18 protein-coding genes and 3 pseudogenes are annotated in these 21,834 nt (G+C 50.1%); 16 read left to right on the forward strand and 5 right to left on the reverse strand.

Annotation, left to right across the window (positions count from 1 at the left end):
• Nucleotides 1–99: 99 nt before the first annotated feature.
• A pseudogene (gene purL, locus LH51_RS16455) lies at nucleotides 100–3,999 on the forward strand (phosphoribosylformylglycinamidine synthase).
• Between the two features lie 109 nt (nucleotides 4,000–4,108).
• Here the strand turns inward: purL and LH51_RS16460 are convergent.
• Together LH51_RS16460 and LH51_RS16465 are read right to left on the reverse strand one after the other, a co-directional pair.
• Nucleotides 4,109–4,699: an OmpA family protein gene (locus tag LH51_RS16460; protein ID WP_036524217.1), complete on the reverse strand. Its 591-nt coding sequence runs from the start codon at nucleotides 4,697–4,699 to the stop codon at nucleotides 4,109–4,111.
• A 159-nt stretch (nucleotides 4,700–4,858) separates the two neighbouring features.
• Nucleotides 4,859–5,157, reverse strand: a pseudogene (locus LH51_RS16465) (YciI family protein).
• Between the two features lie 203 nt (nucleotides 5,158–5,360).
• Here LH51_RS16465 and LH51_RS19540 point away from each other — a divergent pair.
• From LH51_RS19540 to rluB, 5 genes are all read left to right on the forward strand, one after another.
• On the forward strand, nucleotides 5,361–5,570 hold the full coding sequence (locus tag LH51_RS19540; RefSeq protein WP_144244306.1) for a PHP domain-containing protein: 210 nt from the start codon (nucleotides 5,361–5,363) through the stop codon (nucleotides 5,568–5,570).
• A gap of 8 nt (nucleotides 5,571–5,578) precedes the next feature.
• Nucleotides 5,579–6,202 carry a PHP domain-containing protein gene (locus LH51_RS16470; RefSeq protein WP_144244307.1) on the forward strand — a complete coding sequence of 208 codons (624 nt, stop codon included), beginning with the start codon at nucleotides 5,579–5,581 and terminating at the stop codon, nucleotides 6,200–6,202.
• A gap of 18 nt (nucleotides 6,203–6,220) precedes the next feature.
• Complete coding sequence (locus tag LH51_RS16475) at nucleotides 6,221–6,841, forward strand: L-threonylcarbamoyladenylate synthase (RefSeq protein ID WP_036524220.1); 621 nt, start codon at nucleotides 6,221–6,223, stop codon at nucleotides 6,839–6,841.
• A gap of 86 nt (nucleotides 6,842–6,927) precedes the next feature.
• A complete protein-coding gene (locus LH51_RS16480; protein ID WP_036524223.1) occupies nucleotides 6,928–7,323 on the forward strand; it encodes an H-NS histone family protein in 396 nt (131 codons plus the stop codon).
• A gap of 38 nt (nucleotides 7,324–7,361) precedes the next feature.
• Nucleotides 7,362–8,264 carry a 23S rRNA pseudouridine(2605) synthase RluB gene (gene rluB, locus LH51_RS16485; protein ID WP_036524226.1) on the forward strand — a complete coding sequence of 301 codons (903 nt, stop codon included), beginning with the start codon at nucleotides 7,362–7,364 and terminating at the stop codon, nucleotides 8,262–8,264.
• An 18-nt stretch (nucleotides 8,265–8,282) separates the two neighbouring features.
• On the opposite strand, the gene LH51_RS16490 is transcribed toward rluB, so the two are convergent.
• The 3 genes from LH51_RS16490 to ubiG are packed head-to-tail and all read right to left on the reverse strand — an operon-like array spanning nucleotide 8,283 to nucleotide 10,453.
• A complete protein-coding gene (locus LH51_RS16490) occupies nucleotides 8,283–9,026 on the reverse strand; it encodes a YciK family oxidoreductase (protein ID WP_036524229.1) in 744 nt (247 codons plus the stop codon).
• A 33-nt stretch (nucleotides 9,027–9,059) separates the two neighbouring features.
• Nucleotides 9,060–9,734 (reverse strand): HAD family hydrolase, encoded by a 675-nt coding sequence (locus LH51_RS16495; protein WP_036524232.1) that lies wholly within the window; start codon nucleotides 9,732–9,734, stop codon nucleotides 9,060–9,062.
• Nucleotides 9,731–10,453: a bifunctional 2-polyprenyl-6-hydroxyphenol methylase/3-demethylubiquinol 3-O-methyltransferase UbiG gene (gene ubiG, locus LH51_RS16500; RefSeq protein WP_036524235.1), complete on the reverse strand. Its 723-nt coding sequence runs from the start codon at nucleotides 10,451–10,453 to the stop codon at nucleotides 9,731–9,733. The genes LH51_RS16495 and ubiG overlap by 4 nt, the downstream gene beginning before the upstream one ends.
• A gap of 147 nt (nucleotides 10,454–10,600) precedes the next feature.
• Here ubiG and gyrA point away from each other — a divergent pair, with 147 nt between their 5' ends.
• The 10 genes and pseudogenes from gyrA to lapB all read left to right on the forward strand — a co-directional run bounded on the left by gyrA (nucleotide 10,601) and on the right by lapB (nucleotide 21,703).
• Complete coding sequence (gene gyrA, locus LH51_RS16505; protein ID WP_036524238.1) at nucleotides 10,601–13,225, forward strand: DNA gyrase subunit A; 2,625 nt, start codon at nucleotides 10,601–10,603, stop codon at nucleotides 13,223–13,225.
• Nucleotides 13,226–13,286: 61 nt separating this feature from the next.
• Nucleotides 13,287–14,368: pseudogene (gene serC, locus LH51_RS16510) on the forward strand (3-phosphoserine/phosphohydroxythreonine transaminase).
• Entirely contained in the window at nucleotides 14,361–15,257 is an 897-nt protein-coding gene (gene pheA, locus LH51_RS16515; RefSeq protein WP_036524241.1) for a chorismate mutase, read from the forward strand. Before serC ends, pheA begins: the two are co-directional and overlap by 8 nt.
• A gap of 19 nt (nucleotides 15,258–15,276) precedes the next feature.
• Nucleotides 15,277–16,377 carry a histidinol-phosphate transaminase gene (gene hisC, locus LH51_RS16520; protein WP_036524244.1) on the forward strand — a complete coding sequence of 367 codons (1,101 nt, stop codon included), beginning with the start codon at nucleotides 15,277–15,279 and terminating at the stop codon, nucleotides 16,375–16,377.
• A complete protein-coding gene (locus tag LH51_RS16525; RefSeq protein WP_081960879.1) occupies nucleotides 16,374–17,324 on the forward strand; it encodes a prephenate dehydrogenase/arogenate dehydrogenase family protein in 951 nt (316 codons plus the stop codon). The genes hisC and LH51_RS16525 overlap by 4 nt, the downstream gene beginning before the upstream one ends.
• A gap of 89 nt (nucleotides 17,325–17,413) precedes the next feature.
• Nucleotides 17,414–18,103, forward strand: coding sequence for a (d)CMP kinase (gene cmk, locus LH51_RS16530; protein ID WP_036524246.1), 690 nt, complete (start codon nucleotides 17,414–17,416; stop codon nucleotides 18,101–18,103).
• A 26-nt stretch (nucleotides 18,104–18,129) separates the two neighbouring features.
• Entirely contained in the window at nucleotides 18,130–19,815 is a 1,686-nt protein-coding gene (gene rpsA, locus LH51_RS16535; RefSeq protein WP_036524248.1) for a 30S ribosomal protein S1, read from the forward strand.
• Between the two features lie 87 nt (nucleotides 19,816–19,902).
• Entirely contained in the window at nucleotides 19,903–20,196 is a 294-nt protein-coding gene (gene ihfB / locus LH51_RS16540; RefSeq protein ID WP_036524249.1) for an integration host factor subunit beta, read from the forward strand.
• 27 nt (nucleotides 20,197–20,223) lie between these two features.
• Nucleotides 20,224–20,529, forward strand: a complete 306-nt coding sequence (locus tag LH51_RS16545) for a LapA family protein (RefSeq protein ID WP_036524251.1) — start codon at nucleotides 20,224–20,226, stop codon at nucleotides 20,527–20,529.
• 1 nt (nucleotide 20,530) lies between these two features.
• A complete protein-coding gene (gene lapB, locus LH51_RS16550; protein WP_036524253.1) occupies nucleotides 20,531–21,703 on the forward strand; it encodes a lipopolysaccharide assembly protein LapB in 1,173 nt (390 codons plus the stop codon).
• The last annotated feature ends 131 nt before the right edge of the window (nucleotides 21,704–21,834 follow it).

Below are 21,834 nucleotides of genomic sequence, written 5' to 3' on the forward strand. Positions count from 1 at the left end.
TTTTCTGGTATCGGATACCCCTGTTCGGGTAAACTATACACTTAATTTCCCGCTGTTAATGCCTGGCGTTACAGGTACCAAAAGAGGCTCGAAATCGACATGCTCGTTCTGCGTGGAGCACCCGCTCTCTCGGCTTTCCGTCGTGATAAGTTATTATCACTCCTTCAGACTCAAACCGATTCAGTAACCGGTCTGTATGCTGAGTTCATTCATTTTGCCGATACACCGGCTCCGCTGAAGGGCGAGGAGCAAGGCGTGCTCGACCGGATTCTGAGCTATGGCCCCACAGGGATGGCTGAAAATCCTGAGGGCGAGCTGTTTCTGGTTATTCCCCGACCTGGAACAATTTCGCCCTGGTCCAGCAAGGCTACAGATATCGCACAAAACTGTGGTCTAACGCAAATAAATCGGTTGGAGCGTGGGTTAGCCTACTATATTCACAGCCGGACTGCACTGAGTGATGCTGAGCGCAGCTTCATTCAGGCCCAACTGCATGATCGTATGACGCAGTCGGTGGTTGATACGCTGGAGGCGGCTGCCAGCTTGTTTAGGCATGAAGCACCTCGTCCGCTTGCTCTGGTTGATGTGTTAACAGAGGGGCGGGCAGCCCTTGAATCTGCTAACACGACCTTAGGGCTGGCGCTGGCAGAGGATGAAATCGATTATCTGCTGCAAAGCTTTACCGATCTGCAACGTAATCCCACCGATGTAGAGCTGATGATGTTTGCGCAGGCTAATTCTGAGCACTGCCGCCACAAAATATTCAATGCCAGTTGGGATATTGATGGTGAAACACAGGATAAGTCCCTGTTTGCGATGATCCGTAACACCAATGAGCTGGGTGGTGAGAATGTCCTTTCGGCTTATAAAGACAATGCTGCAGTTATAAGCGGTTCGGTTGCCGGGCGGTTTTACCCAGACCCAGATTCTGCGGCATACGGCTTTCATCAGGAACCCATTCATATCCTGATGAAAGTTGAAACACACAACCACCCGACGGCTATAGCGCCGCATCCAGGTGCGGCAACCGGGTCGGGTGGTGAAATTCGTGACGAAGGTGCCACAGGTAAGGGCGCCAAGCCGAAAGCCGGTTTGAACGGGTTTACCGTATCAGATTTGAATATCCCTGGTTTTGAACAGCCTGGGAATCGGATTACGGTAAGCCGGAACGCATCGTGACCGCATTGGATATTATGCTGGAAGGTCCTATAGGGGCGGCGGCGTTTAATAATGAATTCGGTCGGCCAAATCTCACCGGCTATTTCCGTACCTTCGAACAGCAAGTGCCTGGTGCGGCGGGTGATGAAGTGCGCGGCTATCACAAGCCGATCATGATTGCCGGTGGCTTGGGAAATATTCGTGAAGATCACGTTGATAAGGGCGAGATTCCGGTAGGGGCCAAACTGATCTGTCTGGGTGGTCCGGCGATGCTGATCGGTCTGGGTGGTGGCGCCGCTTCTTCAATGACATCGGGTAGCTCGGCGGCTGATCTGGATTTCGCTTCAGTACAGCGCGAAAACCCTGAACTGGAACGCCGTTGTCAGGAGGTGATCGATCGCTGCTGGCAGTTAGCGGATCGGAACCCCATCGCGTTTATCCACGATGTTGGCGCGGGTGGTTTATCCAATGCTTTCCCTGAGCTGGTTAAAGATGGCGGTTGCGGCGGGCATTTTGAACTGCGTAATATCAATAATGATGAACCCGGTCTGTCACCACTGGAGATCTGGTGTAATGAAGCCCAGGAACGTTATGTGCTGGCGGTCAGCCGCAGGATATGCCACGTTTTGAAGCCATTTGTGAACGTGAGCGCTGCCCTTACGCGGTGGTGGGTGAGGCGACTGATGCGCATCACCTGACCTTAAATGACACCCATTTTGAAGCTAAACCGGTTGATTTGCCAATGTCAGTGTTATTTGGCAAACCACCGAAAATGCATCGCAGTGTTACACGCATTAACTATGACCTGCCAGAGTTTGATGCTAGCAATATTGATCTGGAAGACGCGGTTGAGCGAGTGCTTAAACTGCCGGCGGTAGCTTCCAAATCCTTCCTGATCACCATTGGTGACCGGACCATTACCGGGCTGGTTGCACGTGATCAGATGGTCGGTCCCTGGCAGGTGCCGGTGGCTGACTGTGCTGTGACAGCGGCCTCCTTTGATACCTATGCTGGCGAAGCCATGGCTATGGGGGAGCGGACTCCCCTGGCATTAATTGACTCTCCGGCCTCAGGGCGTATTGCCGTTGGTGAAACCCTGACCAATCTGGCGGCGGCACGGATTGCTGATATCGCTGATGTTAAGCTCTCAGCCAACTGGATGTGTGCCGCGGGCCATCCTGGAGAAGATGAAAAGCTCTATGACACGGTCAAAGCCGTGGGCATGGAGTTGTGTCCTGAGCTGGGTATTACCATTCCTGTCGGCAAGGACTCCATGTCGATGCGTACGGTATGGAGCGAGGAGGGTCAGGCTAAAAGTGTCACCGCGCCTATGTCGTTAGTCGTGTCGGGCTTTGCACCGGTGGTAGATATACGCAAAACGCTGACACCGCAGCTACTCACAGATCAGGGTGAAACCGATCTGCTGTTGATAGATCTGGGTGCTGGCCAGAATCGACTCGGCTTATCAGCCTGGCGCAGGTCTATAATCAGGTCGGACAGCAGGCTCCTGATCTGGATGATGCGGGGTTAATGCGTGCATTCTTTGCTGCAATTCAAGAACTCAACGCCCAGGGTAGGCTGCTGTCCTATCATGACCGCTCTGATGGTGGTTTATTTGTTACCCTGGCAGAAATGGCCTTTGCCGGCCACTGTGGTATCGATATTAATCTGGATATGCTCGCGGCGGGCCAGGATGAGATTGCAGCGGCCCTGTTTGCAGAAGAGTTGGGCGCTGTGATTCAGGTGCGCCGCGAACACACGGCTGAAGTGTTAACGGAGCTGAATGCGGCAGGTCTCGGTGATCTGGTCAGTGTGATTGGTACGATCAATGAGGATGACTCGGTTAACCTCTACTTTGATGAAGAAGAGATCTTCAGTGAAAGTCGCTCGTTATTGCAAAGCTATTGGGCGGAAACCTCTTATCAGTTACAGTCGATGCGTGATAATCCTGAGTGCGCGCAGCAGGAGTTTGAGCAGATTCAGGATCGCAATGATCCGGGCCTGCATGTGGCACTGAGTTATGCTGTAAACGAAGATGTAGCGGCGCCCTATATCGCCTCAGGAATGCGGCCACAGGTGGCTGTTTTGCGCGAGCAGGGAGTGAACGGTCAGGTTGAAATGGCCGCGGCCTTTGATCGCGCCGGATTCACCGCTGTGGATGTGCATATGAGCGATATTCTGTCTGGGCGTGTTTCGCTGGACGTTTTCCAGGGTTTGGTGGCCTGTGGTGGCTTCTCGTACGGTGATGTATTGGGTGCCGGTGAAGGTTGGGCGAAATCAGTATTGTTTAATAGTCGCGCTCGCGATGAATTTGCCGCTTTCTTTGCCCGTCAGAGCAGTTTTGCATTGGGTGTGTGTAATGGCTGTCAGATGATGTCTAATCTGCATGAGTTGATTCCCGGTGCCGAGCGTTGGCCGCACTTTGTGCGTAATAGTTCTGAGCAGTTTGAAGCACGTCAGGCGATGGTAGAAGTTCAGCAGACGCCTTCAATCTTCCTGCAGGGGATGGCCGGATCACGCATGCCTATTGCGATTGCACATGGTGAAGGGCGCGCTGAGTTCAGTGATGCTGATCATCTGCAACGTTTGCAGCAATCCTCGGATATCGCGCTGCGCTATGTGGATAACTATGGCAAGGTAACGGAACGTTATCCCGCTAATCCCAATGGCTCACCAGCCGGGATTGCGGGTATTACAACGCCGGATGGTCGCGTAACGATTATGATGCCACATCCGGAGCGCATGTTTCGTGCTGTACAGCATTCATGGAGTCCGGAAGACTGGTCTGAGGATGGTAGTTGGATGCGTATGTTCAGAAATGCGCGTGCCTGGCTGAAGTAATCCGCTAAAGCAGTTACCTGTCTGTTGGGATGGGTGACTGCTTAACGAGGTTCAGGCGAAAAAAAAACCAACCCGAGGGTTGGTTTTTTTGTCTCTTGCCGGTCAGTTATTACTGAGCGCGACGAGTGCCTTTGATTTCAACGTCTACACGACGATCAGGACGCAAGCAAGCAATCAGCTCAGCACCACGACCAGAACAGTTAGCTACAGGTGAACGGCTACCCATTGAGCTAGTGCTCATCAAGTTACGATCAACGCCAGCATTTGCCAGTGCAACAGCAACAGCATCTGCACGACGCTGTGATAGGCGATCATTGTAAGTCATGTTACCAATACGGTCAGCATGACCAGTCAGTTCGATGCTATCAACGCTAGCCAGTGAACCAATATGGTTAACAATGGTAGAGATATCGCCAACATCAGTTTTGTCAAAGTCGAAGTAGAGTGCAAATTTGCGCTCAAGATCAGCAACTTCAGGAGCTGGAGCTGGAGCTGGAGCGGGTGCATCAGCCTGAGCGACGTAGCCAGCGCAACCTGGAACCGCTTTATCAACGCTCCAAGAACTTGTCTGCCAGCATTCACCGAAGCTGGTGCGCCATACAGTGTCGCTTGAATTTGCGGCGTAGCCTGAAACCTGAGCCTGAGCGGCTGAGAAGCCGAGAGTCAGGGCCAGGCCGGCAGCTATAGCAATTTTCTTCATCATCATTTCCTTGTGCCAGGTTGGATGTAGGTCTTTTAGTTAATTTCTCAGCTTAATTTAAGCATACTAAAGCTTAACCCAAGATAAACGCACTTCATAGATAAGTGTCGCTTTTTTGGTCAAGTTCTACACAGGAGAGTATAGCAGAAACTACTAAGGTCAGGGCAATACCTTCTTGAAGGGTTTGATGCTAATTCTTTTGTATACACCCGCGATGCGGTAAGGATCCTGATCAGCCCATAACTGCGCCTCAGTCAGGATGGGAATTCAGCTACAATAAGGCTTCCGCTAAAGCCTGCATCTCCAGGGTCTTCATTATCAATCGCAGGGTGTGGTCCTGCTATAAGTAAACGACCTTCAGAGCTGAGTTGTTTTAGACGTTCGAGATGCGCCGGACGTACTTCAAGACGTTTTTCCAGACTATCTTCGATATCTTCAGCAATAATGGCATAAAACATATTTTTCTCCGGCGTTTTTTTACTGATACAGTCAGTTGTATCTCATATTGGGCGGGTGTTTTTGTCATTATACTACTATAATAGGGCCCAGAATCCGCATTATTTTTGCCAGATATGGCTGCTGCAATTTGACTGGCCGGTGTCGGCCGTCATGCTTATTCATGTCCTGAATCCGGAGATATAATTTGTTATATGATTTGCACATGCATAGTAGTGCCTCAGATGGCGTATTGGCCCCTGGCGCGCTGGTGGATCTGTGTGCAGATAAGGGTATACAGATTATGGCACTAACGGACCATGACACGATGGGGGGTATTGCTGAAGCTAAACAGGCTGCCGCTGCCCGGGGGGTGTGTTTGGTGCCGGGTGCTGAGTTCACCTGTATGTGGCGTAGGCAGTTTTGCATATATTAGGGTTGAATTTGGATGAGCAAAACCTGGATTTGCAAGCTTATGTTCTTGAGTTGATTGCAGTGCGTAATAAGCGCGCAGAAAAAATTGCAGAACGTCTGATAAAGAAAGGTATCTCAGCCGATATACTGGATCGGGCACGTGTTATAGCCGGTGATGCAAGTATTTGCCGGCCTCATTTTGCTAAGGCACTTATTCAGAGTGGTTATGTAAACTCTGCCAAGCAGGCTTTTGATACCTATCTTGGTCAGGGTAAAGCGGGAGATGTCAAAGCACAGTGGCCAGATCCAGAATGTATAATTAATATTATCCATCAGGCGGGTGGTTATGCTGTGCTGGCTCACCCAACGAAATATAATATGACGTTTACACGACTACGATTATTGCTGGGTGAGTTGAAAGATTGGGGTTGTGAGGCGGTTGAGGTGAGTTACCCGGGAATGAATCCTGATCAGGCGCGTGAGTTGTTAAAAGTAGTTAAGCAGTTCGGTTTTTTAGTTTCTGCAGGGAGCGACTTCCATTCGCCTGAATCTAGCTGGACGGCACCGGGGCGCTTTCCTGTTATTGATGTTGATAGCAGTCATTTGTTAAATAAATTTTTAGTAAATATTAATATAGAAGCTGGTTTGAGTTAGCCAGCGATGGAGGTAGTAGTGAGTCAGTTTTTCCAGATTCATCCTGAAAATCCTCAGAAGCGCCTGATTACTCAGGCTGTTGAAATATTAAGGCAAGGCGGTGTGATTGTTTACCCGACTGATTGTGCTTATGCGCTAGGTTGCTGCCTCGAAAATAAAAAAGCGGTTGATCGTATCCGTCAAATAAGGCGTCTGGATGACAAGCATAATTTCACGCTGGTTTGCGGCGACCTTTCGGTAATATCAACCTATGCTAAGGTAGATAACTCAGTATATAGGTTGCTGAAAGCACATACCCCTGGTGCTTTTACATTTATACTTAATGCTACCGGTGAAGTGCCACGCAGGTTGTTACATCCAAAGCGTCGTACTATCGGCATTCGTGTTCCTGATAACCCTATAGTTGCCGCATTGCTGGCGGAGTTGGGTGAACCTATTATGAGCACGTCACTTATCATGCCGGAAGAAACTGTGCCCTTGTCTGATCCGTACGATATTCGCGATACCTTGCAGCATCATGTTGATTTGGTGATAGATGGTGGTTTTTGTGGCATGGAAGCGACCAGTGTTATAAATCTAACTGGCGATGAACCTGAAATAGCGCGTGAGGGTGCGGGTAATATAAGTTCCTTTATGTAGTAAAATATTTTTATTAGCCTGTTATTGCAAAAGCTGTATTTCTGAAGATAATAGGCAGGTCAATAAATAAGGTGGGAATTAATCAAATGTCTGATTTTATCAAAATACTAATGCGTAAAAATTCTTTAAGAAAGCAATGCCAGGACTTGTCTGTCGGTGATGTGGAAAAGGTTCTTTCTGATTTAAGTGACATTCTTGCTGAGCGTAAGGAAGAGGAAGCGCTAAAAGCGGCAGAAGAAAGTAAGCGTATCGAAAAAATTGAGCAGATCCGCCAGGCAATGAAAGACGCTGGTCTGGATATTTCAGATTTATCGGATTTAGCTGAAGTCGCACCGAAAAAAACAGTTAAAGCAAAATATTATATTATCGATGCCGAAGGTGAGCGTCATGAGTGGTCAGGTCGTGGCAGGACACCTGTTGCGTTTGCGGACTATATGAAGCAGCGTGGTATCAGTAAGGATCAGTTGCCGAGTGTGGATTGATTTTAGTATTTTTTGGATGAATTATCAGGGTAGCGTCAATGGAAAGTGAAAAGCTTCAAAAAGTATTGGCGCGCTCCGGAGTTGGCTCACGTCGTGAGATGGAGCGTTGGATCGAAGCAGGTCGGGCATCAATCAATGGTAAACTTGCCGGTCTTGGTGATCGGGTTACTGAAAGTGATCAGGTTGTTGTTGATGGTCGTCCTGTGAAGTTGATTTTCGCATCAGAGTCACCCAGGCGCGTTGTTATCTATAATAAGCCGTTGGATGAAGTATGTACCCGCCATGATCCGGAAGGGCGGCCTACAGTTTTTGATAATCTGCCACCTTTGAAGCAGGGGCGCTGGATAGTCGTAGGGCGGCTGGATATCAATACTACTGGTCTGCTGATTTTTACCACGGATGGTGAGTTGGCGAATCGGTTAATGCACCCTTCAGCACAGATAGATCGTGAGTATGCGGTGCGTGTGTTGGGTGAGATAACTGAGGGTATGATTGAGCAGTTAACTAAAGGCGTGTTGCTTGAGGATGGTATGGCGCGCTTTACCGATGTGCGCTTTTTTGATGGAGAAGGTGCTAATAAGTGGTACCACTGTGTTCTGATGGAAGGGCGTAATCGTGAAGTACGTCGTTTATGGGAATCTCAGGGTATACAGGTTAACCGTCTGAAGCGTGTGCGCTTTGGGCCGGTATTTTTACCCAGTGATGTCAAAGTAGGTACCTGGCGTGAGCTGGGTCGTAAAGAGAGTAATATGCTGGCAGCTGAAGTGGGTCTTGATGCTGACAAAACCCCCTTTGATCGAACGCCAGCACAGTTGGATGCGGATGAGCGACGTTTTCGTAAGCAGCGCGTACGTCAGCATGCTGTGGCCGGAAAGGGCGATGTCAGGTCGGTAAAGGCGAAGCCTCGCGGGCGCTCAGTCGGCAAGCGCAATGCTCGCTAACGTTGGCGCTGCGCTTATTTAAGCCTGTGCATCGATTGACTGGCCTTGGGTATCTTTGCTATCCGGGCCCATCAAGTATAAATACACCGGCATGATATCGGCTGGTGTTGGTAGGGTAGCTGGGTTTTCTCCTGGGTAGGCGTAAGCGCGCATATTGGTGCGCGTGCCACCTGGGTTGATGGCGTTAACACGAATGTTAGGCGTGTTTTCCAGCTCATCAGCCAGTACTTGCATCAATCCTTCTGTGCCAAATTTAGACACAGCATAAGCGCCCCAGTAAGCTTTTCCTTTGCGCCCTACGCCTGATGAGGTGAAGATGATGGATGCGTCTTCTGATGCCTGCAACAAGGGCATGAGTGTTTGCGTCAGCATGAAGGGGGCGTTGAGGTTGACTTGCATGACTTGGTGCCAAATGACCGGGTCATAGTTTTCTATCGGGGTTCTAACGCCCAGAATGCCTGCATTGTGCAGGATGCCATCTAGTCGGCCAAATTCTTGGTGCAGGGTATTGCAGAGCTCAATATAGTCATGCTCCGTTGCCACCTCCAGGTTCATGGGTACAATGGCTGCCTGTGGATAGCCGGCCGCTTCTATTTCATCATAAACCCTGTCCAGCTTTTCCTGGGTTCTGCCTAATAAAATCACTGTGGCGCCGTGGGCGGCATAGTGTTTTGCTGCTTCACGGCCTATGCCCTCACCAGCGCCGGTAACGAGAAGGATTCTGTCTTTTAAAAGATCAGTCGGCGCGTTGTATGCAAACATAATCTTGGTGCTCCTATTAAGCTTAGATTGCTATTAATATGGATGTATAAGTGATTTTAGCAGAGGTAGTAGTTGGGTAGATTCCTGAATGCAAAAATCGCTGTGCCAGTGTTGGGGTTGATCATCAGGACTCAAGTAACCAAAAGCTGCAGCCAGGGTGCGCATACCTGCCGCCTGGCCTGCCTGAATGTCACGTAAATGATCGCCAATGTAGAGCGTGCTGGCTGGCGGTCGGTTAATACGCTTACAGGCCAGTAACAGTCCTTCTGGATCCGGTTTGCTGCGGCTAACATCATCGGGACAGATGGTTACGGCGCAGCGTGTATCCAGAATCAGTTGCTGGAGTAGTTTGTGGGTAAAGCGTGCGGGCTTGTTGGTTACTATGCCCCAGGGAATGTTCACCTCATCCAGCCACATTAGCATTTCATCGAAGCCAGCAAAAAGTCGACTGTCCTGAGCGGGAGATGCTTCATAAAGAGCCAGCATCTGCTCAAGTAGGCGCTCAAAGTCCGGGTGGTCGTCTTTAAAGCCAAATGCCTCTTCAATAACGGCCCGTCCGCCATTGGAAACAGATAAGCGCAGTTGAGTATAGTCAACCGCTGGGCGGCCTTCAGCCAGAAGTAACTGGTTGCAGATACGGTGGAAGTCGGGTGCAGTATCAACCAGGGTGCCGTCAAGATCAAACAACACAGCTTGAATCGGTGTCATGCCAGGTTCGCCTTTTGAGTGGCGAGCATGTAGTTCACATCCACATCATTCGGGTCGAGACGATACTGGCGGGTCAGGGGGTTGTAGGTCAGGCCGGTCATTTCAGTGATATTCAATCCATTTTCACGCGCCCAGCCAGCGAGTTCGGCGGGTCGGACAAATTTATTGAAATCATGGGTGCCTGCAGGGACTAGTCTGAGCAAGCGTTCGGCACCGAGGATTGCAAACAAATAGCTTTTTGGATTGCGGTTAAGTGTTGATAAAAACACTTGTCCGCCGGGTTTAACCAGGCTGGCGCAGGCATTAATCACCGAAGCCGGATCGGGTACATGCTCAATCATCTCCATGCAGGTGACCACATCAAAGGCTTGTGGATGGGTAAGCGCCATCTCCTCGGCCGTAATGCGCTGGTAATCTACTTTGACGCCACTTTCCAGTCCGTGCAGTTTGGCGACCTTTAACGGTGCCTCACCCATATCAATGCCGGTTACTTCGGCACCTCGCCTGGCCATGGCTTCCGAGAGTATTCCGCCGCCGCAACCGATATCGATAACTCGCTTGCCTGCCAGTCCGGCGATACGGTCAATAAAACCGACTCTGAGCGGGTTTATATCGTGTAACGGTTTAAATTCACTGTTTTTGTCCCACCAGCGGCTGGCCAGTTCTTCAAATTTTGCTATCTCGGCAGGGTCAAGGTTCAGTGCTCGGGAGTTGCTCATGGTCAATTAATTTCCAATTGGTCAGTTCAAGTTGATTCTAACACTCATAGCAGAGGTGAGTCAGCGTGTGTTTATGGTATAATAGCGCGTTAATAAACTGCCGTATCAACGGCGTGTAAGCATACCGAATCAAGGAACGCTGAGCGAATGGGTGATCTAGCCAAAGAAGTCCTGCCAGTCAATATTGAGGATGAGCTTAAACAGTCCTATCTCGACTACGCCATGAGCGTCATTGTAGGTCGAGCTTTACCTGATGTGCGTGATGGTTTGAAGCCGGTGCATCGCCGGGTTCTGTTTGCCATGCACGAACTTGGGAATGACTGGAACAAACCATACAAGAAATCGGCACGTGTTGTCGGTGACGTCATCGGTAAATACCATCCGCATGGTGACAGCGCTGTTTACGATACCATCGTCAGGATGGCACAGAGCTTTTCCATGCGTGCGCCGCTGGTCGACGGCCAGGGTAACTTTGGTTCCGTAGATGGTGACAGTGCCGCTGCCATGCGTTACACCGAAATCCGCATGGCCAAGATCGCCCATGATCTGCTGGCTGACCTGGATAAAGAAACGGTCGATTTCGTTGATAACTATGACGGCACTGAACGTATTCCAGCGGTGTTGCCGACACGTGTACCCAATCTGTTGGTGAATGGTTCGTCAGGGATCGCCGTGGGTATGGCGACCAATATTCCGCCGCATAACCTCAGTGAAGTGGTAAAAGGGTGCCTGGCGCTGATTGATGACCCGGAGCTCACAGTTGATGAGTTGATGGAGTTTATTCCTGGTCCGGATTTCCCCACCGGTGCGATTATTAATGGTCGTGCAGGTATTTTACAGGCTTACCGTACCGGACGTGGGCGCATTTATGTGCGTGCGCGTCACCATGTTGAAGATAATCCACGTAATGGCCGGCCAATGCTGGTGATTACTGAGATTCCTTATCAGCTTAACAAAGCCCGTACTATTGAAAAAATTGCTGATCTGGTTAAAGAGAAAAAGCTGGAAGGTATCAGCGAACTGCGTGACGAGTCTGATAAAGACGGTATGCGCATTGTCATTGAGCTGCGTCGCGGTGAAGTGCCTGAGGTGATTATCAATAACCTGTTTATCCAAACACAGCTGCAAAGCGTATTTGGAATCAACATGGTGTCACTGGTGGATGGGCAGCCACGTATTCTTGATCTGAAAACCATGCTGGAGTGCTTTATCCTGCACCGCCGCGAGGTGGTTACACGACGTACTGTGTATGAGCTGCGTAAAGCACGTGAACGTGGTCATGTTCTGGAAGGGCTGGCGATAGCGCTGGCTAATATTGATCCGATCATTCAACTGATCAAAGAATCCCCAACCCCGGCTGATGCGCGTGAGCGTCTGATTGCTTCGCCTTGGCAGCCGGGCAATGTGGTGGAGATGCTGGAGCGTGCCGGTGAAGATGCCTGCCGTCCTGAGGATCTGGAGCCGCAGTTCGGTTTGCGCGATGGTCAGTATTATCTGTCACCGGTTCAGGCACAGGCTATTCTGGATCTGCGTTTACACCGATTGACCGGGTTGGAGCACGAAAAACTGATTGGCGAATACCGCAATCTGGTGGAGAAAATCGCCGAGCTGCTGTATATCCTGTCATCACGTGAACGCTTGATGGAAGTTATTCGTGAAGAGCTGGCCGCTGTCGTTGATGAGTACGCTGATCCACGTCGTACTGAAATCATGTCTTCGCAACAGGATCTCACCGTTGCCGATCTGATCACTGAAGAAGATATGGTACTGACTATCTCACACAGTGGTTATGCCAAGACACAGCCTCTGGACGCTTATCAGGCTCAGAAGCGTGGTGGTAAGGGTAAGTCATCAACAGCAATGAAAGATGAAGACTTTATCGAGCATCTGCTGATTGCCAACACGCATGATACCGTGCTTTGTTTCACCAGTCGTGGCAAGGTTTACTGGTTGAAAGTCTATGAAATTCCACCAGCCAGTCGCGCTGCACGTGGGCGTCCATTGGTGAATATATTGCCGTTGGAAGAAGGCGAGCGGATCAACACCATTCTGCCTGTCAAAGAGTTTGATGAAAATCGCTTTGTGTTCATGGCAACCGCCAAGGGCACGGTGAAAAAAACGCCATTGCAGAGTTTTGCCCGGCCTCGTAGTACCGGCCTGATTGCACTGGATATCGTCGAAGGCGATCACTTGATCGGTGCCGCTATTACCAATGGTAATGACGATGTGATGTTGGTAACCAGTGCTGGAAAAGCGGTGCGCTTTAATGAACAGGATGTTCGCTCCATGGGCCGGACAGCCCGCGGTGTGCGCGGTGTCAGAATGCCAGAAGAGGCCAGTGTTATCTCCTTGATGATTCCACAGGCGGGCGGCAAAGTACTTACCGCGTCTGAAAAAGGCTTTGGTAAGCAAACGGCCGTGGAAGACTTCCCACTCAGAGGCCGTGGCGGTCAAGGGGTTATCGCCATGCAGTGTACTGAGCGTAACGGATCCCTGGCTGGCGCAGTGCAGGTCTTCAGCGGCGATGGCGTGATGCTCATCAGTAACCGCGGCACCCTGGTACGCACACGTACAGAAGAAATATCTGTCTTGGGTCGTAATACCCAGGGGGTTATGTTGATTCGCGTGAGTGAAGACGAAAAACTGGTTGGTCTGGCGCGTATTGAAGAGCCGGAAGATGACGAAGTTGAGCTGGGCGCGCAAGCGTTGCAGCCACAAGCGGATGATTCCTCAGCTTCTGACGTAGCTTCTGATACAGCCGCAGACGAGTAAAACACCATCAACTTAGGTGGGAGGGATTTCTCCCACCAGAGCAACCGGACTGATAGACGTAATGACACGTAAATATAATTTCAGTGCAGGGCCGGCCGCGTTGCCGGATGAAGTGTTACAACAGGCACAGCGGGATTTGTGTGATTGGCAAGGAAAAGGCCTGTCGATCATGGAGATGAGCCATCGCAGTGATGAGTTCGTTTCGGTTGCACAACAGGCAGAGCAAGATCTGCGTGAGCTGATGTCGATTCCGGATCATTACAAGGTGCTCTTTCTGCAAGGCGGTGCCAGCAGTCAATTTGCTATGTTGCCGATGAACCTGTTGCGCGGCAAGCAAACGGCTGATTACATCAATACTGGTATCTGGTCAAAGAAGGCTATTGCCGAAGCGTCTCGCTACTGTACTGTTAACCTTGCTGCCTCGACAGCAGCTGACGATTTTCGACGTGCACCAGCCCCGAACGAAATACAGTTGAGTCCGGAGGCGGCTTACCTGCACTACACCAGCAATGAAACCATTGGTGGTGTGGAGTTCAACTATATTCCGATAGTGGCTCTGTGCCTCTGGTCGTCGATATGTCATCGGATATTCTCTCTGCTCCCGTGGATGTCAGCCGTTTTGGAGTGATCTATGCGGGTGCCCAGAAAAATATCGGCCCTGCCGGTTTGACCGTTGTGATCGTACGTGAGGATCTGCTTGGCCAGACCCTGGCAGGAACCCCCACCATGTATGACTACAAAGTACATGCTGAGGGTGAGTCTATGCATAATACCCCGCCGACTTTCGCCTGGTACCTGTCAGGTCTGGTGTTCGATTGGCTGAAACGCCAGGGAGGAGTGGCTGCGATGGCTGAGGTTAATCAGCGTAAGGCTGCCAAGCTTTATGCTGCTATAGATCAAAGCGATTTCTATGCCAATCCTGTAGCAATTGATAGCCGTTCCGGTATGAATGTGCCCTTTACGCTGGCTGATGCTGCTCTGGATAAGCTGTTTTTGCAGCAGGCTGAAGCGGCGGGGCTATTGAACCTCAAAGGACATCGATCTGTTGGTGGAATGCGCGCCAGTATCTATAACGCGGTACCCGAAGCCGCTGTCGATGCGCTACTGGTATTTATGGCCGAGTTTGAGACGCAGCATGGCTGATCAAATACCGGATGCGCCATCTGCCAGCGATGAAACTGAACTCAGGGCACTGCGTGATCAGATTGATGCTATAGACCAGCAATTACAGACATTGATTAATCAACGGGCGTCCTGTGCTCAGCAAGTTGCTGAGGTGAAGCAGCGTTTTAATCAGGCATTACCCGCTGTATTCTACCGACCAGAGCGTGAAGCACAGGTGTTGCGACGAGTTATGGAACGCAACACCGGACCGCTGCCTGATCAGGCTATGGCGCGCTTGTTTCGTGAAGTGATGTCGGTATGTTTGGCACTGGAACAGCCACTCAGCGTGGCTTACCCTGGGCCTGAAGGCGGCTATGCTGAGCAAGCGGTACGCAAGCACTTTGGCCTTTCTGTCAGGGGAGCCGCTATGACCGATGCTGAACAGGCACTCAAGGCCGTAGAGCAGGGACACTGTCACTATGCTGTCACTCCAATAGAAAGTGCTCATGAGGGTCTGGTCAGTCACACGCTGGACCTGTTTCGCCGCTATGATCTGCGCATCTGCGGAGAAGTAGAGTTGTTGCTTGACCCTGCCGATGATAAAACGCTGGCAGCTGATACCCGTTATCTTGTGCTGGGTAAACAGTATGTAGAGCCTAGCGGCCATGACAAAACCTCGATACTGCTGTCAGTCAAAGACCAGCCTGGTGTACTTCATGATGTGCTGGGCGCATTCCGGCAGCGCGATATCAGTCTAACACGTCTGGAGAGTCGGACAGTACATCAAGGCGGAGATGCTTACTCTTTGTTTTACATAGATTTTGAAGGGCATCAGGAAGATGCGCCAGTAATGGATTTGCTGAGTGAGCTAGACAGAGGTCCTGATACACTTAAAGTGCTGGGATCTTATCCCAGAGCTGTACTCTAATAACAATAGGAAGCCAACTATGAGCTGTGATTTTGTAGCTCTGTCCAACCCTGGTGTGCAGGCGCTGCAGCCTTACCAGGCCGGCAAGCCCGCTGAAGAACTGGAGCGGGAGCTGGGCATTCGCAATATTGTTAAACTAGCCAGTAACGAGAACCCCCTGGGCCCATCTCCTGCTGCTGTCGCTGCGGTTGAATCAGCCTTGGCGGGTTTGACTCGCTATCCGGACAGCAATGGCTATTATCTTAAACAAGCATTGAGTCAGCGTTTCAATCTGGCTACTGAACAACTCACGCTTGGTAATGGTTCTAATGATCTGCTGGAGCTGGTTGCACGTGCCTTTTTGCGTGAAGGTGTCGAAGCGATCTATTCGGAGTATGCCTTTGTTGTCTATCCGCTGGTAGTCAAAGCCTGTGGCGCTACAGGTATTAGCGTAGCTGCGCGGGATTATGGCCATGATCTTGATGCCATGGCAGAGGCTGTGACTGAACGCACCCGGGTTATCTTTATTGCCAACCCCAATAATCCGACCGGTACCTGTCTGTCCGACCAGGCGTTTAAGCAGTTTATGGCACGTATACCTGAGCGGGTGCTGGTGGTGCTGGATGAGGCCTACAGTGAGTACACCGAACAGGCCGATACGCCTGATGGGTTAGCGCTCACCGCAACCTACAGTAATTTGATCGTCACCCGTACTTTTTCCAAAGCTTACGGTTTGGCTGCACTGCGCGTTGGTTTTGCTATTGCCAATCCGGTTGTTACGGATCTGTTAAACCGCGTTCGTCAGCCGTTTAATGTCAGTTCAGTTGCTCAGGCAGCGGCAATGGCTGCATTGACTGATCAGGCGTATCTGGCGCGTACAGTCAGTTTGAATCAGCAGGGACGACTGCAGGTGCAGGCCGGGTTGGCGGCGCTTGGAATTAGGTATATTCCATCATCGGCTAATTTCATCACCTTTGATTGTGAAAAAGACGCCTTGCCTGTTTATCAGGCTCTGCTTGAGCAAGGCGTCATTGTCAGACCGCTGGGTGTCTACGCCATGTCGCAACATTTGCGTGTTACGCTGGGTACAGAAACGGAAAATCAACGCTTCCTGGATGCGTTGAAAAAGGTGATAGTGTGAAACGGACCCTGAATAAGGTGTTGGTGATTGGTCTGGGCCTGATTGGTGGATCTTTTGCTAAAGCTCTTAAAGCGCGTCATCTGGTGGATGAAGTGATCGGCTACGACCTGCATCCGGCGGAATGCGAGCTAGGACTTCAGCTTGGTGTTATCGATAAACAAGCGACATCTTTGCTTGATGCCGTAGCCGAAGCTGATTTAGTCATGTTGGCTGTGCCGGTCAAGGCGATGGAGTCTCTACTGGAAACGATTGCACCTGCACTGCGGTCTGACACCTTGTTGACCGATGCTGGCAGCACGAAAATGAATATTATTGAGGCCGCTCAGCGTGTATTTTCAGTTGTTCCGGGAAATTTTGTTCCCGGGCATCCGATTGCGGGTGCAGAAAAAAGTGGTGTAAGCGCTGCTAATGCAGATTTGTTTGAACGTCATAAAGTAATACTGACTCCTTTACCTGATACTTCGTCCCTGGCCGTCACTTTGATTTCAGAGTTGTGGCAGTCTCTGGGAGCTGAGGTATTGCAAATGGAACCTCAGCGTCACGATGAAGTGCTGGCTGCGACCAGTCATCTGCCACATCTTTTGGCTTTTTCGCTGGTGGATACGTTGGCGCATGAAGAGGAAAATAAAGATATTTTTCGCTACGCTGCGGGTGGTTTCCGGGATTTTACCCGAATTGCCGCAAGTGATCCGGTGATGTGGCACGATATCTGTCAGGCTAACCGGGATGCACTGTTAGATCAGATAGATCAATTTACCACCGGTCTATCTCGTCTGCGTCAGGCGATAGATACAGAAGATGGTCAGACATTACTGGGTATTTTTACTCGTGCACGCATTGCGCGTGAATATTTCAGTACATTACTGACGGGAACGGCTTATGAGTTGCCATCTCCTAACTCTCCGTCTATTGCACCCGTAAAAGGTGAAGATAATCCGGGAGAATGACGGGTGGCTGATACAGTTATAAGCGTTAACCAGTTCGATTCTGTGCTATGCAGTAGTGCAGGACACTAATCCAGAAAGGAGGCGGACTTATGTCCACCAGAGCTTCAATACCTATCATTACTGTTGATGGTCCGAGCGGTTCCGGTAAAGGAACGATCTGTCGTCTGTTAGCGCAGAAGCTAAACTGGCACTTGCTGGATAGTGGAGCTTTGTATCGTTTGACAGCTGTAGCTGCCCGGCATCATGGTATCTCCCTGGATGATGAAGAGTCCATACAAGTCGTTGCTGCCCATCTGGATGTGCAATTTCTGGCTGGATCCGCAGATGATGTTAAAATTGTACTTGAGGGCGAAGAAGTTACTGATACGATTCGGACTGAAGCTGTCGGTGCGGATGCATCGGTTGTGGCGGCCATGCCCCCGGTCCGTAAGGCTTTACTGCAGCGACAGCGTGATTTTGCCGTTGCGCCTGGCCTGATCGCCGATGGCCGGGATATGGGAACTGTGATCTTTCCGGAGGCCTGTTTAAAGGTCTATTTGGATGCCAGTGCAGAGGAGCGTGGTAACCGCCGTTATAAGCAGTTGATTAGCAAGGGCCTGAGTGCTAGCCTTGAAGATATAGTATTGGATTTAAAAGCGCGGGATGCGCGGGACATGAACCGCAGCGTTTCGCCACTGAAACCGGCGCCTGATGCGGTGATTCTGGACACCACCAAAATGACAATTGAGGAGGTGTTGGAGGTGGTGCTGGATGAAGCAAAACATAAAGGGCTGCGCTAGGCAGTTTCAGTCTGAGGATGCGGGTAATGAGCGAGAGTTTTGCAGAGCTGTTTGAAGAAAGTCTGAAAGAGCTTGAAATGGCTCCAGGCTCTATAGTCACCGGTTTGGTGGTTGCCGTCGAGAATGACTTCGTCATCGTCAACGCTGGCCTGAAATCAGAAGGTGCAATTCCACTTGATCAATTTAAGGATGATAAGGGACAGTTGACCGTTGCCGTAGGTGACAAAGTCAAAGTAGCACTTGAAGCTCTCGAGGATGGCTTTGGTACAACCCTGCTTTCACGTGAAAAAGCTCGCCGTGCTGAATCCTGGGGTGTGTTGGAAACTGCCTATGAAGCGAATGCAACTGTCACAGGCTATATCACCGGTAAAGTGCGGGGTGGTTTAACAGTAGATGTTAATGGGATCAGCGCTTTCCTGCCGGGTTCGCTGGTTGATGTACGCCCTGTTCGTGATACCGCTTATCTGGAAGGTCAGGAGCTGGAGCTCAAGTTGGTCAAGCTGGATGCTCGTACCAATAATATTGTCGTTTCCCGCCGGGCAGTGCTTGAAGCGGCTTACACTGAAGAGCGCGAAAAGCTGTTAGAAAAAATGGAAGAAGGCCTGGTAATCAAAGGCGTGGTGAAAAATCTGACTGATTACGGTGCCTTTATCGAGTTGGGTGGTATTGATGGCTTACTGCATATCACTGACATGGCTTGGAAACGTGTTAAACATCCGAGTGAGTTGCTGACTATTGGTCAGGAAATCGATGTTAAGGTGCTCAAGTTTGATAAAGAGCGCAGCCGTGTTTCTCTGGGGCTTAAACAGTTGCAAGCGGATCCCTGGGATCAACTGGTGAGTAAAAATAATGTCGGTGATAAGGTCAGGGCGCGTGTTACTAATCTGACTGACTATGGTTGCTTTGCTGAAATAGGTGAAGGCGTTGAAGGTTTGGTGCATGTATCTGAAATGGACTGGACCAACCGTAATATTCACCCCTCGAAAGTTGTACAGGTGGGGGACGAAGTCGATGTTATGATTCTGGATATTGATCAGCAGCGTCGTCGAATTTCGCTCGGCATGAAGCAGTGTCAGGAAAATCCATGGGAAGGTTTTTCAAGTCGATGCAATAAAGGCGATCGCGTCTCTGGAGTGATTAAATCCATCACCGATTTTGGTATTTTTATCGGATTGGAAGGCGGTATCGACGGACTAGTTCACTTGTCTGATCTCTCCTGGGATGATCCGGGAGAAGAAGCGGTAAAGGCGTACAGCAAGGGACAAGAAGTCGAGGCTGTCGTGCTGTCTGTGGATCCTGAACGTGAGCGTATTGCACTGGGTATTAAACAGGCCAGCTCGGATCCGTTTGCCAATTATGCTGATCTGAATCCGAAAGGGGCACAGGTTCAGGGTAAAGTGATTAGTTGTGACGATCGCCAGGCCATTGTTGAATTGGCTGAAGGTGTAGAGGGTGTTCTAAAAGTCTCAGAAGTGTCGCGTGATCGTGTGGACAATCTTTCTGGGTTGTATCCGGTTGGTACGCTGGTGGATGCTATTATTATCAGTCTGGACCGCCGTAATCGCAGTGTGAACCTGTCAGTGAAGCAATTGACCGAGCAGGTTGAAAAGGATGCTATTAAAGCGGTAAAAGAACAGGCTCCTGTTGAAGCAGCCGGTCCGACGACGATCGGAGAGTTGATTAAGGCGCAGATGAAAAAAGATAGTCGATAACGGTTGCTACTGCCTGACTTAAGGTAGTTTTGTGTCCGTGTCGGCAGAGCGATGAGCATTCATCGATTTGAGTGGAGGGAGAAAACCATGACAAAATCAGAGCTTATTGAACGCCTGATAGAGCAGCACCCGCAGTTATCAGTCAAGGATGTGGAATTGGCAGTGAAGACAATGCTCGATCATATGACCGAATCTCTGTCTGACGGCGATCGTATTGAGATACGCGGTTTTGGTAGTTTTTCGCTGCATTATCGCGCGCCCCGTATCGGGCGTAACCCTAAAACAGGTGACGCTGTGTCGTTGGATGCCAAATACGTGCCGCATTTTAAACCTGGTAAAGAGATGCGCGATCAGGTAAATAATAGTATGAATGGTAGCTGATAAAGCCAGTCTGACGGAGGTTTAAACGTGCGTTTTCTGAAGCGTTTGATTGTTGTGGTTCTGGTGTTGTTGGTATTACTTGTAGGGATTCTTTTCACCCTGCATAACATGACACCAGTGCAAATTGATCTGATTTTCTTCACGCTACCTGAAGCCAGTCTCTCTATGTGGTTGCTTGGGGCTTTTGCTGTTGGTGGGCTTCTGGGTGTGTTAATAAGCTCAGTGGTCGTAGTTTCACTGAAAACCCGGCTCTACTACCTGAATAAAAAAGTGGTTTCAGCACGACAGGAAATTAATAAATTGAGAACATCAGGTCTGAAAGATCCAGCCTGATATGTCAGAGTATGCTCTGCTAATTCCTATGCTGATGGCTGCTATAGCAGCGGGTTGGCTATTGGGGCGTTACCGACGACCTGGCAATTCGTTGCAGGCGATGCCAGGCCGCGATTACTATCATGGCCTTAACTACCTTATTCACAATAAAACCGATGAAGCTGTAGAGCGTTTTATTCGTGTACTGGAAATCAATTCTGATACGGTGCCAGCCTACCTGGCTTTGGCTGATCTGTTCCGCAAAAAGGGTGAGTATGAGAAAGCAATTGAGTTGCATCAGACTTTATTGGCTCGTAGCGACCTGTTGCATGAAGACTTTCTCAACATTCAATTATCCTTAGCCAAAGACTACAATGCCGTGGGTTTGCTGGACAGAGCTGAGGCTTTATTGCAGTCGGTGATAAGTGATAATCCGCGTGACGAGTTGCGCCATAGCGCTCGACGGCTTCTGGCAAAACTGTATGAAAAACAGTTGGAGTGGGACAAGGCGCTGAATACCGCGTTGAAATTACCTGATTCCAAGCGCACAGCGGTTGCTCATGAAATGGCGCATTATGCCTGTCAGCTCGCCGAGGGCCGACTCGGTGAGCCAGGTACAGCTACAGAAAATCGACTTAAACAAGCGCTAAAGTTGGATCCCGCCTGTGTGCGCGCAAACTTGATGTTGGCTGAGCATAAAATGCAGCGCTATGCCTGGCGTGGTGCGATCAAGCATTTAAAAGAGGTGGCTGATCAAGACCCTTTGATGATACCTGAAACGCTTGGGTTGCTGTATCAGTGTTACACTGAACTGGATAACATCAAGGTTTATCTGAGCTATCTGGAGCAGTGTCTGGCGCAGTATCCGTCTACTACATTGATTGTTGCAAAAGCGCAATTGCTACAGGCGAGTTATGGCGATCAAGCAGCGGCAGAGTATATTGTCGATGCGTTAAAAAAGCACCCATCCTTGCGCGGGTTTAATTATCTGATTGACCTGCAGTTACAGCAGAGCGATATTGCTGTGAAAGGCAGTCTGAGTACGCTGCGTGAACTTACCGAGCAGTTGGCACAAAGCAAGCCCCGCTACCGCTGTGGTCAGTGTGGCTATGACAGCAAAACACTTTACTGGCAGTGTCCTTCCTGTAAAACCTGGGACAGTACACGTCCGGTCCAAGGGTTGGAAGGCGAATGAAACAGGATATACAAATGACTGATGCGTTAAAACCGATCATCGTTGCTCTGGATTTTCCGGATCAGCAAGCAGCACTGCACATGCTGATCGCCTGGATCCGGATACTTGCCGTGTTAAAGTGGTAARGAGCT

It is taken from the genome of Nitrincola sp. A-D6 (genome assembly GCF_000764495.1).
GTDB lineage: Bacteria > Pseudomonadota > Gammaproteobacteria > Pseudomonadales > Balneatricaceae > Nitrincola.

What these genes read in the sequence shown, in the direction of transcription:
- LH51_RS16460 (WP_036524217.1), bottom strand. Translation starts at nt 4,699, where the DNA reads ATGAAGAAAATTGCTATAGCTGCCGGCCTGGCCCTGACTCTCGGCTTC.
- LH51_RS19540 (WP_144244306.1), top strand. Translation starts at nt 5,361, where the DNA reads ATGCATAGTAGTGCCTCAGATGGCGTATTGGCCCCTGGCGCGCTGGTG.
- rpsA (WP_036524248.1), top strand. Translation starts at nt 18,130, where the DNA reads ATGAGCGAGAGTTTTGCAGAGCTGTTTGAAGAAAGTCTGAAAGAGCTT.
- LH51_RS16495 (WP_036524232.1), bottom strand. Translation starts at nt 9,734, where the DNA reads ATGACACCGATTCAAGCTGTGTTGTTTGATCTTGACGGCACCCTGGTT.
- rluB (WP_036524226.1), top strand. Translation starts at nt 7,362, where the DNA reads ATGGAAAGTGAAAAGCTTCAAAAAGTATTGGCGCGCTCCGGAGTTGGC.
- LH51_RS16490 (WP_036524229.1), bottom strand. Translation starts at nt 9,026, where the DNA reads ATGTTTGCATACAACGCGCCGACTGATCTTTTAAAAGACAGAATCCTT.
- hisC (WP_036524244.1), top strand. Translation starts at nt 15,277, where the DNA reads ATGAGCTGTGATTTTGTAGCTCTGTCCAACCCTGGTGTGCAGGCGCTG.
- ubiG (WP_036524235.1), bottom strand. Translation starts at nt 10,453, where the DNA reads ATGAGCAACTCCCGAGCACTGAACCTTGACCCTGCCGAGATAGCAAAA.
- gyrA (WP_036524238.1), top strand. Translation starts at nt 10,601, where the DNA reads ATGGGTGATCTAGCCAAAGAAGTCCTGCCAGTCAATATTGAGGATGAG.
- cmk (WP_036524246.1), top strand. Translation starts at nt 17,414, where the DNA reads ATGTCCACCAGAGCTTCAATACCTATCATTACTGTTGATGGTCCGAGC.
- ihfB (WP_036524249.1), top strand. Translation starts at nt 19,903, where the DNA reads ATGACAAAATCAGAGCTTATTGAACGCCTGATAGAGCAGCACCCGCAG.
- LH51_RS16480 (WP_036524223.1), top strand. Translation starts at nt 6,928, where the DNA reads ATGTCTGATTTTATCAAAATACTAATGCGTAAAAATTCTTTAAGAAAG.
- pheA (WP_036524241.1), top strand. Translation starts at nt 14,361, where the DNA reads ATGGCTGATCAAATACCGGATGCGCCATCTGCCAGCGATGAAACTGAA.
- lapB (WP_036524253.1), top strand. Translation starts at nt 20,531, where the DNA reads ATGTCAGAGTATGCTCTGCTAATTCCTATGCTGATGGCTGCTATAGCA.